Origin of the sequence: Blastococcus mobilis (genome assembly GCF_900188025.1) — a bacterium.
In the GTDB taxonomy this organism is placed as follows: domain Bacteria; phylum Actinomycetota; class Actinomycetes; order Mycobacteriales; family Geodermatophilaceae; genus Blastococcus_B; species Blastococcus_B mobilis.
This window is the reverse complement of sequence record NZ_FZNO01000037.1, coordinates 1-14384: the sequence shown is the minus strand read 5'-3', so window position 1 is coordinate 14384 and position 14384 is coordinate 1. Positions and strand designations below refer to the sequence as shown.

The 14384-nt window shown below is 73.4% G+C and carries 16 protein-coding genes; 8 read left to right on the top strand and 8 right to left on the bottom strand.

The window, feature by feature from the left end:
* Positions 1 to 6 precede the first annotated feature (6 nt).
* The 3 genes from rsgA to CHB94_RS22205 all read right to left on the bottom strand — a co-directional run bounded on the left by rsgA (position 7) and on the right by CHB94_RS22205 (position 3878).
* Positions 7 to 900 carry a ribosome small subunit-dependent GTPase A gene (rsgA, locus tag CHB94_RS22215; RefSeq protein WP_254920852.1) on the bottom strand — a complete coding sequence of 298 codons (894 nt, stop codon included), beginning with the start codon at positions 898 to 900 and terminating at the stop codon, positions 7 to 9.
* A 110-nt stretch (positions 901 to 1010) separates the two neighbouring features.
* Positions 1011 to 2291, bottom strand: a complete 1281-nt coding sequence (gene aroA, locus CHB94_RS22210) for a 3-phosphoshikimate 1-carboxyvinyltransferase (RefSeq protein WP_141137602.1) — start codon at positions 2289 to 2291, stop codon at positions 1011 to 1013.
* 123 nt (positions 2292 to 2414) lie between these two features.
* Entirely contained in the window at positions 2415 to 3878 is a 1464-nt protein-coding gene (locus tag CHB94_RS22205) for an NAD-dependent succinate-semialdehyde dehydrogenase (RefSeq protein ID WP_089338738.1), read from the bottom strand.
* Positions 3879 to 4009: 131 nt separating this feature from the next.
* Between CHB94_RS22205 and CHB94_RS22200 the strand changes: the two genes are divergently transcribed.
* Entirely contained in the window at positions 4010 to 4756 is a 747-nt protein-coding gene (locus tag CHB94_RS22200) for an SOS response-associated peptidase (RefSeq protein WP_089338737.1), read from the top strand.
* Positions 4757 to 4758: 2 nt separating this feature from the next.
* Positions 4759 to 6297, top strand: coding sequence for a fused MFS/spermidine synthase (locus CHB94_RS22195; protein WP_089338736.1), 1539 nt, complete (start codon positions 4759 to 4761; stop codon positions 6295 to 6297).
* Positions 6298 to 6334: 37 nt separating this feature from the next.
* On the opposite strand, the gene ybaK is transcribed toward CHB94_RS22195, so the two are convergent.
* Complete coding sequence (gene ybaK / locus CHB94_RS22190; protein WP_089338735.1) at positions 6335 to 6808, bottom strand: Cys-tRNA(Pro) deacylase; 474 nt, start codon at positions 6806 to 6808, stop codon at positions 6335 to 6337.
* Between the two features lie 211 nt (positions 6809 to 7019).
* On the opposite strand from ybaK, the gene CHB94_RS22185 reads away from it, so the two are divergent.
* Both CHB94_RS22185 and rsrA read left to right on the top strand, forming a co-directional pair.
* Complete coding sequence (locus CHB94_RS22185) at positions 7020 to 7706, top strand: sigma-70 family RNA polymerase sigma factor (RefSeq protein ID WP_089338734.1); 687 nt, start codon at positions 7020 to 7022, stop codon at positions 7704 to 7706.
* Positions 7703 to 8068 (top strand): mycothiol system anti-sigma-R factor, encoded by a 366-nt coding sequence (gene rsrA, locus CHB94_RS22180; RefSeq protein WP_089338733.1) that lies wholly within the window; start codon positions 7703 to 7705, stop codon positions 8066 to 8068. Before CHB94_RS22185 ends, rsrA begins: the two co-directional genes overlap by 4 nt.
* A gap of 63 nt (positions 8069 to 8131) precedes the next feature.
* On the opposite strand, the gene CHB94_RS26990 is transcribed toward rsrA, so the two are convergent.
* The gene (locus CHB94_RS26990; protein ID WP_014377707.1) at positions 8132 to 8206 is read right to left on the bottom strand and encodes a 50S ribosomal protein bL37; all 75 of its coding nucleotides are present in this window, start codon (positions 8204 to 8206) and stop codon (positions 8132 to 8134) included.
* Positions 8207 to 8376: 170 nt separating this feature from the next.
* Between CHB94_RS26990 and CHB94_RS22170 the strand changes: the two genes are divergently transcribed.
* Together CHB94_RS22170 and CHB94_RS22165 are read left to right on the top strand one after the other, a co-directional pair.
* A complete protein-coding gene (locus tag CHB94_RS22170) occupies positions 8377 to 9426 on the top strand; it encodes a biotin carboxylase N-terminal domain-containing protein (RefSeq protein ID WP_089338731.1) in 1050 nt (349 codons plus the stop codon).
* Between the two features lie 54 nt (positions 9427 to 9480).
* Positions 9481 to 9705, top strand: a complete 225-nt coding sequence (locus CHB94_RS22165) for a biotin/lipoyl-binding carrier protein (protein WP_089338730.1) — start codon at positions 9481 to 9483, stop codon at positions 9703 to 9705.
* A gap of 3 nt (positions 9706 to 9708) precedes the next feature.
* Here CHB94_RS22165 and CHB94_RS22160 read toward each other — a convergent pair whose 3' ends face one another.
* Positions 9709 to 10215, bottom strand: a complete 507-nt coding sequence (locus tag CHB94_RS22160) for a GNAT family N-acetyltransferase (protein ID WP_089338729.1) — start codon at positions 10213 to 10215, stop codon at positions 9709 to 9711.
* Between the two features lie 89 nt (positions 10216 to 10304).
* Here CHB94_RS22160 and CHB94_RS22155 point away from each other — a divergent pair, with 89 nt between their 5' ends.
* A complete protein-coding gene (locus tag CHB94_RS22155) occupies positions 10305 to 11801 on the top strand; it encodes a sensor histidine kinase (RefSeq protein WP_089338728.1) in 1497 nt (498 codons plus the stop codon).
* A 259-nt stretch (positions 11802 to 12060) separates the two neighbouring features.
* On the opposite strand, the gene CHB94_RS22150 is transcribed toward CHB94_RS22155, so the two are convergent.
* A complete protein-coding gene (locus CHB94_RS22150; protein WP_089338727.1) occupies positions 12061 to 12312 on the bottom strand; it encodes a WhiB family transcriptional regulator in 252 nt (83 codons plus the stop codon).
* Positions 12313 to 12629: 317 nt separating this feature from the next.
* Complete coding sequence (locus tag CHB94_RS22145; protein ID WP_089338726.1) at positions 12630 to 13652, bottom strand: diacylglycerol/lipid kinase family protein; 1023 nt, start codon at positions 13650 to 13652, stop codon at positions 12630 to 12632.
* A 94-nt stretch (positions 13653 to 13746) separates the two neighbouring features.
* Here CHB94_RS22145 and CHB94_RS22140 point away from each other — a divergent pair, with 94 nt between their 5' ends.
* The gene (locus CHB94_RS22140) at positions 13747 to 14229 is read left to right on the top strand and encodes a hypothetical protein (RefSeq protein WP_089338725.1); all 483 of its coding nucleotides are present in this window, start codon (positions 13747 to 13749) and stop codon (positions 14227 to 14229) included.
* Positions 14230 to 14384: the final 155 nt, after the last annotated feature.

Here is a 14384-nt window from a genome sequence, read left to right as displayed (position 1 = left end):
GTCCTTTCAGTAGCCGGGGCCGACCTGGCCGACCGCGCCGAGCAGGACGCGCAGGCCGGCCAGCTGCTGCTGTCGCGCCGGGGGACCGGCAGCGGCCCATGCGTCGAGCGCGCACTCGGGGTCCGCCGCGGTGTGCCCGCACAGCGGGGGGCAGTCGACGGCCGCCTCGGCGATCTCGTCGAAGGCGGCGAGGACGTCGTCGGCGGTGACGTGGGCCAGACCGAACGAGCGGATCCCCGGGGTGTCGATGACGGTGCCACCGCCCGGAAGGTCGAAGAGGACCGCCGAGGACGACGTGTGTCGCCCCTTGCCGACCTTGCTGACGTCGCCGGTGGCCCGGAACGCGTCCGGGACGAGGCGGTTCACGAGGGTCGACTTGCCGACACCGGACTGGCCGACGAACACGCTCATCCGGTCGAACAACCGGTCGATCAGCGGCTCGAGCGGTGCCCTGCGCGAGATCGCCACCGCGTCCAGGCCGAGCCCGGCGTAGCGGTCCAGCAGGGGCTGGGGACTGCCCAGATCGGTCTTGGTCAGGCACAGCAGCGGCTCGAGGCCACCGGCGTAGGCGGCGACCAGACACCGGTCGAGGAAGCCCAGCGCGGGCTCCGGGTCGGTGACGGAGGTGACGATGACCAGCAGGTCGGCGTTGGCCACCACGACCCGCTCGGTGGGGTCGGTGTCGTCGGCGGTCCGGCGCAGCGACGTCGTCCGCTCCTCGATGGTCACGATGCGGGCGAGGCTGTCGGTGCGGCCGGTCGTGTCCCCGACCAGCCGCACCCGGTCACCGACCACGACGCCGTGCTTGCCCAGCTCGCGGGCCCGCATCGAGGTGACGTCCACGAGGGCGCCGTCCGGCCCCTCCACCCGCACCGTCATGCGGCCGCGGTCGACGGCCACGACCAGTCCGGGAACGGCGTCGTCGTGGGCCGGCCGCTGCCGGGTGCGCGGTCGCGAGCCCCGGCGGCTCGGCCGGACCCGGACGTCGTCCTCGTCCCAGCTGCGGGGGCTCAGGGAACGACTCCGGCCGGCTCGTCGAGCAGCGCCGCCCAGCGGTCGACGAAGTCGGGCAGGGTCTTCGTCACCGCGCCGGGGTTGCCCGCCTGCACGCCTTCGATCGCCAGCCCGAGGACCGCGGCCGCGTGGACCATGCGGTGGTCGGCGTAGGAGTCCAGCAGCGCGGGCCGCCGGGCGCCCGGCTCGATGACCAGGCCGTCGGGCAGTTGCTCGACTCGCGCGCCGACCGCCGTCAGCACCTCGTCGAGGGCCTGGAGCCGGTCGGTCTCGTGGCCGCGCAGGTGCCCGATGCCGGTCAGCCGGGAGGGGCCGTCGGCCAGGGCGCACAGCGCGGCGAGCACCGGCGTCAGCTCGCCCACCTCACCCAGGTCGGCGACCAGCGGCCGGATCCTGCCCGTGCCGGTGACCTGGAGGCCCTCCGGCGTCCGCGCCACCTCCGCGCCCATGTCGGCGAGCAACCGGTCCAGTCGCGCACCGGGCTGGGTGGTGACCTCCGGCCAGTCCCGGACGGTCACCCGTCCGCCGGTGACCAGCGCCGCCGCCAGGAAGGGGGCGGCGGTGGAGAGGTCGGGCTCGATCACGCGGTCGAGCGCGGCGATCGGGCCGGGGGAGACGCGCCAGCCGCGGTCGGTGGCGGTGACCGCGACGCCGCGCTCGCGCAGCGTCGTCACCGTCATGTCCACGTGCGGCATGGAGGGGACGCCGCCGGTGAGGGAGAGGTCGAGGCCCTCGTCGAACCGGGCCGCCGCCAGCAGCAGCCCCGAGACGATCTGCGAGGACTCGCTCGCGTCGACCTCGACGGGGCCGCCGCGGACCCGCCCGGTGCCGTGCACGGTGAACGGCGCCCGCCCGCGGCCGTCGTGGTCCACGTCCACGCCCAGTGCCCGGAGCGCGGCGAGGAGCCCGGCGTTGGGCCGCTCCCGCAGCCGGGCGTCGCCGTCGAGCCGGACCGGTCCGGTGGCCAGCGCAGCCACCGGCGGCAGGAACCGGAGGACCGTCCCGGCCAGCCCGGCGTCGACCTCGGCCGGTCCGCGCAAGGGCTGCGGCGTCACCACCCAGTCCGTGCCGTCCTCGTCGATCCGTGCCCCCAGGGCCCGCAGTCCGCCTGCCATGAGATCGGTGTCCCGGGCGCGGAGCGGTCGCACCAGCCTGCTGCGGCCGTCGGCGATCGCCGCCAGGATCAGTTCCCGGGCGGTGATCGACTTGGACCCGGGCAGCGCGACGACGGCGTCGACGGGTGCCGGGCGGTGCGGCGTCGACCAGACGGATGTCACGAGTTCTCCTCGCTGGCGCTCGTCGGCCTCGTGACAGGCCGTGCTGGGCATCTGCGTGAGCTCGCAAGCTCGCTCACGTGGACATCCTGCCCGGTTCGCTCCGCCGCACCGCCGTCAGCCGCCTCAGCCGCCTGCCGGCTTGGTCGCCTTCTTGGCCGGGACCGTGCGGACCAGCCGCCGGTTGGCGAACTCGAACATGCCGAGCTCGGAGAGCTCGCGGCCGTAGCCGGAGCGCTTGATGCCGCCGAAGGGCAGCTCGGGCGAGGAGGCGGTGGGCTGGTTGATCCACACCATGCCGGCCTCGAGCCGGTCGGCCACCGACCGCGCCCGGTCGAGGTCGCCGGAGAAGACGGCCGCGCCGAGCCCGAAGTCGCTGTTGTTGGCCAGCTCGATCGCCTCCTCCTCGTCCTTGACCTTGTAGACGACAGCGGCCGGACCGAACAGCTCCTCCTTGTACGCCCGCATCTCGGGGGTCACGTCGGTGAGGATCGTCGCCTCCACGAAGGCACCGGGCAGGTCGGGACGCTTGCCGCCGGCGATCACCGTCGCGCCCTTGTCGATCGCGTCCTGGATCTGCGCCTGCAGGTCCTGGGCCGCCCGCTCGGAGGACAGCGGGGCCAAGGTCGTGGACGGGTCGGCCGGGTCACCGGGCGTGAACGTCGAGAAGGCCTGCTGCAGGCCGGCGACGAAGTCGTCGTAGAGCTCCTCGGTCACGATCAGCCGCTTGGCCGCCGTGCACGCCTGGCCGGTGTTCTGCATCCGGCCCATGGTGGCCGCCTTGACGGTCGCACCGAGGTCATCGGCGTCGAGCACGATGAACGGGTCGCTGCCGCCGAGTTCGAGCACCGACTTCTTCAGGTGGCGGCCGGCGATCTCGGCCACGCTCGCGCCGGCCCGCTCGCTGCCGGTCAGGGTCACGCCCTGGACGTACCGGTGGGCGATGACCTTCTCGATGTCCGGGATCGCCAGGAAGACGTTGGTGAACACGCCCTCCGGGGCGCCGGCGTCGGTGAAGAGCTGCTCGATGGCGAGGGCGCACTGCGGCACGGTCTCCGCGTGCTTGAGCAGGATCGTGTTGCCGAGCACCAGGTTGGGGCCGGCCACCCGGACCACCTGGTAGAAGGGGTAGTTCCAGGGCTCGATCGCCAGCAGGACGCCCACCGGCTCGGTCTCGACGACGGCCTCGCCCTTGCCCATCATCACGTCGATCGGCTTGGGCTCCAGGAAGCCCGGTCCCTTCTCGGCGTAGTACTTGAGGATCATCGAGCACAGCTTGAGCTCGCCGACGGCCTCGTCGCGGCGCTTGCCCATCTCGCGGGTGATCAGGCCGGCGAGCTCGTCGCGGCGCTCGTCCATGAGCTCGGCGGCGCGGGCGACGACCGCGGCGCGCTCCTCGACCGGGCGGCGGCGCCACTCCTGGAAGGCCGCGTGCGCCCGCTCGACGACGCCGTCGATCTCCCCGCTCTCGAGGAACGGGAACTCCTTCTCCGTTTCTCCCGTGTAGGGATTGACGGTCGCGTAGCGCCGGGCGCCGGCGTCGCTCGCGGTCTTGGGGTGCTCGGTCGGGGGGGTCTGGGTCGCGGTCACGTAGTGATCCTCGTCTCTCGGCGATTCGGTTCGTCAAGGCCTACCCGGTACCGGGGCGAGCACGCGCGGCGGCCCGGTGTCGGTGGCCGCACCTAGAGTTCGGTCCACCAGCCCACCCCGGGAGGACGCGCATGTGTGGTCGCTATGCCGCCAGCCGACGTGCCGAGGACCTCGTGGTCGAGTTCGAGGCCGTGCGCGCCGAGGGGCAGCCGCCTCTCTCCGCCGACTACAACGTCGCGCCCACCAAGGACGTATACGTCGTCCGGCACAAGAAGGAGCGCGACGACGAGGGGCTGCCCACCGGTGGCGGGCACCGTGAACTCCGGACGGTGCGCTGGGGGCTGGTCCCGTCGTGGGCCAAGGACGCGTCGGTGGGCAACCGGCTGCTCAACGCCCGGGTCGAGTCGCTGACCGAGAAGCCGGCCTTCCGGAAGGCCGCCGCCACCCGCCGGTGCCTGGTCCCGGCTGACGGCTGGTACGAGTGGGCGAAGCGGCTGGACTCCCCGAGCAAGCAGCCCTACTACGTCTCCCCTCTGGACGGTTCGGTGCTCGCCTTCGCGGGGCTCTGGGAGGTGTGGGGCCGCGGTGACGACCGGCTCTACACCTGCACGATCGTGACCGCCCCCGCCGTCGGGGAGCTCACCGAGATCCACGAGCGGATGCCGCTGGTCCTCCCACCGGACCGCTGGAGCGCCTGGCTGGACCCGGCGCAGGACGACGTCCGGGAGGTGGCCCAGCCGACGCCGCCTGAGCTGGTGGAGGCACTGGAGCTGCGGCCGGTGAGCACCGCGGTGAACAACGTGGCCAACAACGGCCGCGAGCTCGTGGCGCGCGCGGAGTCGGTCAGCGCACCGGCCGACCAGCCCGCCCTGTTCTGACGGTGGCAGCCCCCGCGGGAAGCACCCCGACGACAGACCGTCCGCCGGGGGGCGCTGCGCTGCCCACGTGGGTCGCCGCGGCCATCACGTTCCTGTGCTCCGGCGCGGTGCTCGTACTGGAGATCGTCGGTCTGCGGCTGATCGCGCCCTACGTCGGCGTCACCCTGCAGACGAGCACCGCGGTCATCGGCTACGCCCTCGCGGCGATCGCCCTCGGCGCGTGGAGCGGCGGGCTCGTCGCCGACCGCACCGATCCCCGGCGGCTGATCGCGCCCCTGATGGCGGCCGGTGGCGCGCTGGTGATCGCGGTGCTCCCGCTCGTGCGGTTCACCGGATCACTGCTCGGCGGGCCCGACGCCGGGGCGGTGCTGCTGCTGGCCGCGGTGGCGGTCGTGGTTCCGGCCGCGCTGCTGTCGGCCGTGCCGCCGATGGTCGTCAAGCTGCAGCTGGCCAGCCTCGACGAGACCGGCGCCGTGGTCGGCCGGCTGTCGGGCATCGGCACGCTGGGCGGTATCGCCGCCACCTTCGTGACCGGGTTCGTGCTCATCGCGCTGCTGCCGAGCAGCGTCATCCTCGTCGGTACCGGCGCGGTCACCGTGCTGGCCGGCTCGGCCGCGGCGGTGTTCCTCCGCCGGCGGACCGCGGGGACCGCCGGGAGCATCCCGGGGGCACTGCTCGTCCTCGCCCTGGTCGGGAGCGGTCTGGCCGCGATCGCGCCCACGCCCTGCGAGACGGAGACCGGCTATCACTGCGCCCGCGTGGAGGCCGACCCCGCGCGGGACTCCGGCCGCATCCTCTACCTGGACACGGCCCGGCACTCCTACGTCGACCTCGAGGACCCCACGCATCTGGAGTTCGAGTACGTCCGGGCCATCGCCGCGGTCACCGACGTGCTGCGCGACGACGGGGAGCCGCTGTCGGCGCTGCACATCGGCGGAGGCGGGCTGACCCTGCCGCGCTACCTGGCGGAGGCGCGCCCCGGGACCGAGAGCCTGGTCCTCGAGGTCGACCCCGGGGTCGTCGCCATCGACCGCGAGCGGCTGGAGCTGCAGACCTCCGATCGGCTGCAGGTGCGGGTCACCGACGGCCGGGTCGGCCTGGCCGACGAGGCCGAGGGGGCGCGGGACCTCGTCGTCGGCGACGCCTTCGGGGGCCTGTCGGTGCCGTGGCAGCTCACGACCCGGGAGGCGGTGGAGCTCGTCGACCGGGCGCTGGCCGACGACGGTGTCTACGCGATCAACCTCATCGACCACCCGCCGCTGGCGTTCGTGCGGGCCGAGCTGGCGACGCTCCGGGCGGTGTTCCCGCACGTCGCGCTGCTCGCGCGCATCCCGGTGCTCCGCGGGGAGGACGGCGGGAACGTCGTCGCGGTCGCCTCGCGGGCTCCCATCCCCGCGGAGGCGCTGGCCGAGCGGCTGACCGACCGGGAACTGATCTGGCAGGTGGCGCAGGGCGCCGAGCTGGACCGCTTCGTGGGGGACGCCGAGGCGCTCACCGACGACTTCGCGCCGGTCGACCAGCTGCTCACGCCCTACGGCTGATCCGGATCGACTCGTCGGGGTCCTTCCGGGGCCTTCCTCAGCGGCCGATGGGAGCGGTTCGGGCGCGAGTGAGGCGCACCAGCTCCGGTGGTGGCAGCTCCACCTGCAGGCCGCGGCGGCCGGCGCTGACCATGACGGTCGCGAAGCCGAGTGCCGAATCGTCCACGACCGTCGGCAGCGCCTTCTTCTGGCCGAGGGGGCTGATTCCCCCCAGCACGTAGCCGGTGGCCCGTTCCGCGTCCGCGGGCTCGGCCATGACGGCCTTCCGGCCGCCGGCCGCTGCGGCCAGCGCCTTGAGGTCGAGAGTGCCGGCCACCGGGACGACGGCGACGGTCAGCACGCCGTCCACGCGGGTCACGAGCGTCTTGAACACCTGGCGCGGATCTGCGCCGAGGGCGGCCACTGCGGCCTCGCCGTGCCCCTGGTCGGAGGGATGCTCCGGGTCGTAGGGGTGGAGGGTGTGGGCCACCCCGGCCCGCTCGAGGATCCGCACTGCGGGAGTCGCCGCCACGGCGCCGGAGCGTAGCGAGCATCTCCACCGACGTTCGGGGAGCGGGAATCGGCACCCGCACCGTCCGGTTGGACCGACCGTGAGCACCACCGTCTCCACCCCCGCCCCCCCGCGGGCCGCGCACCGGCGGCCCCCGGGCCGTCCCGATGGCGCGCGGCTACGATCGACCGATGCGGCGCCCCGCATCCAGGGGCCCCAGAGAGGACGGTCGGTGCCTGAGCAGACCGCAGATCAGACCCCCGAGGTGACGGGCCCGGTGGAGACGCCGGAGGCGCGGCCGGACGGCAGCCGAGCCGAGGTCGCCGAGACCCGCGCCGAACGGGACGCCCGGTTCGAGCGTGACGCCCTGCCCTACCTCGACCAGCTCTACCCGGCGGCTCTGCGCATGACCCGCAACCCCGCCGACGCCGAGGACCTGGTCCAGGAAACGTTCGTGAAGGCCTACTCGGCCTTCCACCAGTTCGCCGAGGGCACCAACCTCAAGGCGTGGCTGTACCGGATCCTGACCAACACCTACATCAACAGCTACCGCAAGAAGCAGCGGCAGCCGCAGCAGTACCCCACCGAGCAGGTGCAGGACTGGCAGCTGTACGCGGCCGAGGAGCACACCTCCAGCGGCCTGCGGTCGGCCGAGATCGAGGCGCTGGACCACCTGCCGGACGCCGACATCAAGGAGGCCCTCCAGCAGCTGCCGGAGGACTTCCGCCTCGCGGTGTACCTCGCGGACGTGGAGGGCTTCGCGTACAAGGAGATCGCCGAGATCATGGGCACTCCGATCGGCACGGTGATGTCGCGACTGCACCGTGGTCGTCGGGGGCTGCAGAAGCTGTTGGCCGATTACGCCCGCGAGCGCGGCTTCGTCCGCGCCGGAGCCGGTGAGGAGGCGAGCCAGTCATGAGCGACCACGTCCCGGACGCTGCTCAGGGCCACGGCGAGCCCATCGACATCAACTCGTGCGACGACGTCCTCTCCCACGTCTTCGAGTTCCTCGATCACGAGACCGGTGACGAGCGGCGCGCCCTGATCGCCGAACACCTCGAGGACTGCTCTCCCTGCCTGCGGCAGTTCGGCATCGAGCAGGAGTTCAAGGCGCTGGTCAGACGTCGGTGCGGCGGCGACGCCCCACCCTCCGGCCTGCGTGAACGCATCAAGATCCAGCTGACGAGCGTCTCCTTCGAGGAGGACGGCACGCAGGTCAGCGTCGAGCGGATCAACGCGCAGGCGGTGCCCACCGAGCGGCCCGAGGACAGCCCGGCCTAGGCGAAGCCGACGACGCGAGAGAGCCCCGCCCGCACCAGCGGGACGGGGCTCTCTCGTGTCTTCTCAGGCGTTGGGCCGCTTGCCGTGGTTGGCCTTGTTCCCCTTGCGGGAGCGACGCTTGCGTCCACGCTTGGACATCGCTGCCCTCCTCTCGCGGTGCCGGTGGGCCTGCAGACCCTCGTTCTCGCGGGCCGGGTGGCCGGTGCACGTATCGTGCGCGGGGTCGCCGGAACCGCAAAGCTGACCCCGGAAGCCTCTCACGGGGCCGTCCGGTCACGTGCCAGGCGGGGGAGCGCAGGAGGGACACCGTGACACAGCTGGACATCGAGAGCGTGCTCGTGGCCGGTCGCGGCCCGGCGGCCTGTGCGGTCGTGTCCGCGTGCACCCGACTGGGCGTCAAGGCCGTGGCGGTGCACTCGGAGGCCGAGCGCACCGCCCGGCACGTCCGGCTGGCCGACGACGCGGTGCTCCTCGGCCCCGCCCCGGCGACCGAGTCCTACCTGGCGGTCGACCGGATCGTGGAGGCCGCCCGCCGCAGTGGGGTGCACGCCGTCCTCCCCGTCACGCCGGCGCTGGCCGGCAATGCGCGGCTGGCCGCCGCGGTGACCGCCGCAGGGCTGACGTGGGTCGGTCCCGACGCGGAGGTGCTGGAGCGTCTCGGGGGTGACGGCGTGGAGCCGGCCAGCGAGCGCGGGCTGCTGGCATGGGTCACCGAGGACGGGCTGCAGTTCCCGACACCCGTCGCTCGAGACCGGGCGGCGGGCATCGCCCGCGTCTCCTGGACCCCGGAGAACTGGACGGCCGACGGCACCCCGGAGCTTCCCCCGACCGCCCGGCGGTTGGCCGACGTCGGCTGGCGGGGGCTGGTGACGGTCGGGATCGATCCCGACGGCGAACTCGCCGAGGTCGCCGCCGGCTTCTCGCTCGACATGGCAGTCCTCGAGCGCGCGTACGGCGTGGACGCCGTCGAGCTGGCTCTGCGGAGCGCGGACGGTGGCGGGCCGGCACCCGAGGGCCAGGCCCCCCGGGCCGCAGTCGCCGCCCAGCTGCGCTCCACGCTGCCCCCGGGAACGGCGGGGCGGGTGACCGGTCGCCTGCCGGACGGTCCGCGGGTGGAGGGGGCCGGCAGTGTCGACGTCGTCGCGGTCAGCGGGTACGACCCCGGTGACCGGCTGGACGGTTGGTACGACGCTCTGCTGGCGACGGTCAGCGCCGGCGGCCCCGACATCCGATCGGCGGCGGCCGCGGTGTCCGCGGTGCTCTCGGGGCCGACGGACACGGGCCTGCCGCACGACCGCGGCGACGTCGCGGCGGTGCTGGTGCGACTGGCCGCCGGGAGCCGCGTCCCCAGCGCCTGACGGGCGTGCTTGGATGACTCCTCCCAGAACGGTGCAGGCTCAGGAGGAGGCACGGTGGCGGTCGAGGAGATCCACGCGGAGATGGTCTCCAGCGTCTGGAAGGTCCTCGTGCAGCCAGGTGTGCCGGTGGCCGCGGGCGACACACTGGTCATCCTGGAGTCGATGAAGATGGAGATCCCGGTGCTCACCGAGCGCGCCGGCGTCGTGCAGGAGCTGCACGTGGTCGAGGGCGAGGTGCTCCAGGAGGGCGACCTCATCGCCACCGTCTCCGACGGCTGAGCGTCACAGTTCGCGGGCGTACACCAGCAGGTCGACGCCGGGGACCGGTGACCAGTCCCGCTCCGGCAGCCGGGTGAAGCCGAGGCGACCGTAGAGCCGGTGCGCCGAGGTCATCCGCGGGTCGGTGGAGAGCACCATCCGCCGCTTCCCTGCCGCCCGGGCACGGTCCAGGCAGCTGGAGACGAGCAGCTCGCCGATGCCCCGTCCCTGCGCCTCCGGGGCCACCACGAGCATGCGGAAGGCCGCCTCCTCGTCAGAGGTGGTCACCTCGCCGAAGTCGCCACCGAGGACGAGTGCGACGCTGCCCACCACCCGGCGGTCCTCGTCTCGCACGACGAGCAGCTCGGACCGCGACGCACGACCCGCCACGTCAGCCAGCTCGGGGGCGTAGTCCGACGACGCGAGTCCGCCGTCGATGTACACCCGCACCGTCAGCTCGGCGATGGCCGCGTGGTCACCGGGCCGCGCCGGTTCGACGCGCAGGACCGGGGCGTTCGCGGACTCGACCACGGCAGAAGCCTAGGGACAGGACCCCGTCCTCCTCACCCCTCCTACGCTCGGGGTGAGCCTCAGGGACGGGGTCATAGGGTCGAGGCACCATGAGCAGCCTTTCCGAGCGACTGACCCGGGGAGCCGCGTCCAGCCCCTCGCAGGTCGACCATGCGCGGCGCCTGGTCGCCGACTGGCAGCTGTTGGCCGACCTGGCCTTCGCCGACCTCACCCTCTGGGTGCCGCTGTCCACCGGCGCCTGGTGGTGCGTGGCGCAGGTCCGGCCACTCACCGCGCCCACGAGCCGCCCCGAGGACCTGGTGGGATCCGAGGTGAGCGGTGCGGTCGCCGAGCCCTTCGTGACGGCGCACCAGGAGGGCCGACCGGTCACCGAGGGGGAACCCGACTGGTCGGGTCCGGCGCCGCGGCGCCGTGAGGTCATCCCGGTCCGGCACGACGGGATCCCGGTGGCGGTTCTGGCGAAGGACACCAACCTGGCCGTGACCCGGTCGCCGTCCACGCTGGAGCTCACCTATCTCGACATCGCGGCCGATCTCTGCCTCATGGTGTCGGCCGGGACCTTTCCGCCGCAGAAGCTGCAGGACGCCGAGATGAGTCCGCGGGTCGGCGACGGCCTGGTCCGCCTCGACGGCTCCGGACGCGCGACGTATGCCAGTCCGAACGCCCTGTCGGCCTACCGGCGCATCGGGGTGCCCGGTGACGTGGTGGGCGCCGATCTGGCCGAGCTGACCCGGGGCGCCGCAGCCGACCGGGTGGCCGGGGAGGCGGTGGCCGCGGGCATCACCGCCGCCGTGGCCGGCCGCTTCCCCGACCCCATGGACGTCGAGGGTGCCACCGCCACGATGCTCGTCCGTGCCCTGCCGCTGCAGCCGCCCGGCGCCGAGGCCGGGGCGCTGGTCCTGGTCCGGGACGTCACCGACGTCCGCCGGCGGGACCGGGCGCTGCTCACCAAGGACGCCACCATCCGGGAGATCCACCACCGGGTGAAGAACAATCTGCAGACGGTGGCGGCCCTGCTGCGGTTGCAGGCGCGCCGGATGACCGAGCCGGCCGCTCGTGCGGCCCTCGAGGAGTCGGTCCGGCGGGTCGCCTCGATCGCCGTCGTCCACGACACGCTGGCCGGTAGCCGCGAGGACGTCGTCGACGTGGACGACGTCCTCGACAAGGTCCTGCCGATGTTGGGGGACCTGACCTCCATCGGGCCGGCCGCGCGCACCCGGCGCACCGGGACCTTCGGGGAGCTGCCGGCCGCAGCCGCCACTCCGTTGGTCTTGGCGGTCACGGAGCTGTTGCACAACGCCGCCGAGCACGCCTTCCCCGACGGTGAGCCCGGCAGCATCGAGCTGGTCGCCGAGCGGGACGGCGAGGACCTCGTCGTACGCGTGCGCGACAACGGACAGGGCCTTCCGGAGGGTTTCGACCCGGCGGGCAGCGAGGGGCTCGGGCTGCAGATCGTCCGCACGCTGGTCACGAGCGAGCTCGGCGGCACTCTGTTGATGACCAGTCCACCCACCGGAGCCGCCGCCGACCAGGCGGGTACCGAGGCCGTCCTCACGCTGCCGGACGCCGGCCTGCCGCGGCGCTAGCCCGGAGGAGGTGTCGCGCCGAGTGGGCCCGGAGGGTCCGCGCAGGCGCGACTCAACGGCTCCACGGAGCTGGGGGACGGCTCTTGGCCGCGGTGTCGTCCGGAGGACGACGGTGTCATCGCGGTGTCGTCCGGTAGGACGACAGATGACATAGCAACGAGGCCGGCCCGGGAGATCCCGGACCGGCCTCGAGGCGATCGGTTGATGCGGTCGTGCGGGGCGCCGCGGGGGAGGACCCCCGGTGCGGTGGTGCTCCGGCTCAGGCGGTGTGCACCCGAGTACGGGCCTGACGGCGCTTCAGTGCGCGTCGCTCGTCCTCGGAGAGCCCACCCCAGACGCCGGAGTCCTGGCCCGAGCGCAGGGCCCAGTCCAGGCAGGACTCCACCACAGGGCAGCGGCGGCACACGGCCTTGGCCTGCTCGATCTGCACGACTGCCGGGCCGGTCGTCCCGATCGGGAAGAACAGCTCCGGATCCTCGTCCCGGCAGAGCGCGCGGTGGCGCCAGTCCATGGCGGTGTACTCCTCGGTGTCGTCTACGTTGGTCGATCAGTCGCCGGCCTCGGACCGCGGTGCAGGGCCGACACCGGTTGCCCAGCGCTTTGGCTCAGCGACTGCTTGCTTTGTTACCGGCAAGTTGCGTTCTCTTGCGATGTTTTCACGAGAAACGCGCGTGTCAAGCAGATCCAGGTCGTCGTGCGACCCCGCGTGAGCAAGCTCACCACGGGCGTGCTAGGCCCGCCACTCGGCGGAACCACACGCCGCGCCCGACCGTTGACAACGGCATCTCCGACGTGCCTGAGGGAGCCCGCAGGGCGTGGTGGGGAAACTCAGGCCACGACGCGGAGAGCGGCCGGCACGTGTCGGACGCGCAGCCCGGTCGCGGTGCCCAGGTGGTCGCCGTCGACCTGCCAGCCCTGCGGCCGGACCGCGGTCAACGACAGCTCCTCCAGGTCGTGCCATCGGTGCACGCCCCGGCCGCGCGCGTCGGGCTCGCGGGCGAGGGTCTGCCGCACCGTGTGCAGCATCCGGACCGCTCCCATCCGGCCCATCGCGAACACGTCCAGGCCGGTGTCGAACGAGGCCTCGGGCGAGGGATTCACGGGGCGGGCGCCCAGGTAGGTCCACGGGCTCACGTTGGAGATCAGGCAGAGGAACAGCTCCTCCAGCGGCGGCTCCCCCGGGACGTGCAGGGTCATGGCCGGGCGGCGCCGCTCCCGCCCGAGCAGGAAGGCACCGGTGGCCTCCTTGACGTAGAGGGCACCGGTCGAGCGCCGCCCGGCCGCGCGCCGGGCCTCCACGCGGGCGATGACCTCCGCGTCGAAGCCCAGTCCGGCGGCGAAGACGAACCAGCGCGGAGCGGTCCACTCGTCGTGCGCGACGGCGTCGGCAGCGGCCGTCACCGCAGCGGCCGCCGGTGCGGTGCCGCTCACCGGCGCACTGCTCGTTCCCGTGGCGCTGGCCGTGCCGAGGGAGACCATGCGGGTCCGGCCGGCCCGCAGCGAGGCCAGGATCTCCGCCGTCGCCTCGAGGGGGTCGCGGGAACGGCCGAGGGCGCGGGAGAAGACGTTGGTCGATCCACCCGGGACGACGGCGAGCATCGGCAGGTTCGGCGCCGGACCGTTCCTGAGCAGCCCGTTGACGACCTCGTTCACCGTGCCGTCGCCCCCCACGGAGATCACGAGGTCCATGCCCTCGGTGACCGCCCGCGCGCCGAGTTCCTGGGCATGCCCGCGGTGCGCGGTCTCGACGACGTCCAGCTTCAGCTCGCCGGCGAGGGCACCCACCAGGACATCGCGCATCGTGGCGCTCGTGGTCGTGGCCGCAGGGTTGACCACCACGAGCGCTCGCATGAACGCCAGGCTAACCACGGACCCCACGGATCCGCGGGAGGAAGGGACCTGGAGCGAGCCAGGCACGGCGGGACGTCCGCGTAATCTCGGCAGCGTGACCGAGTCCAGCGGCGCGTCGAGCCAGCCGTCCCGCCGGGTGCTGGACCGGCTGTTCGGTGCCACGGCCGAGCCGTCGGCCCCGCGCCCACCACGTCCGCGGACCGAGGCCCCACGGTCGCTGCGGTGGGCCGCCGTCGTCGTCGGCATCGAGGCAGGCGCGATCGCTCTGGGGGCGGTCGTCCTGCTCTACCTGACGCTCACCAGCGACGCCGCCAGCCTCTCCCGAGCCGTGGCGGAGGTCGTGCTCGTGGCCGCCGGCGCTGCGGTGCTCGGTGCCGCAGCCATCGGCCTCTGGCGGGTCGCGGGATGGGCCCGAGGGCCGGTCATCGCTCTCCAGCTGCTGCTGGCCGCCCTGGCCTACACGACCGCGTTCGAGGCCGGGCAGCCGCTGATCGGACTGCCGGTGCTCGCCCTGGTGGCCGCAGAGCTCTACCTGCTCGCCACACCCGAGGCCCGGCTGGCCTACCTGGAGCGTTGAGGCCCCCTTCAGAGGCCCGCCCCGCGCGTGCGAGGGGTGGGGGAAGGGGGCAATGCCGGTGACTTAGAGCCCCCGCCAGTAGGTCAGCGGACGCGTGGTGATCGCGGTCGGGTGTCCCATCGGTAGCGGCGCCAGGCTTCCCGCAGGAGCGCACG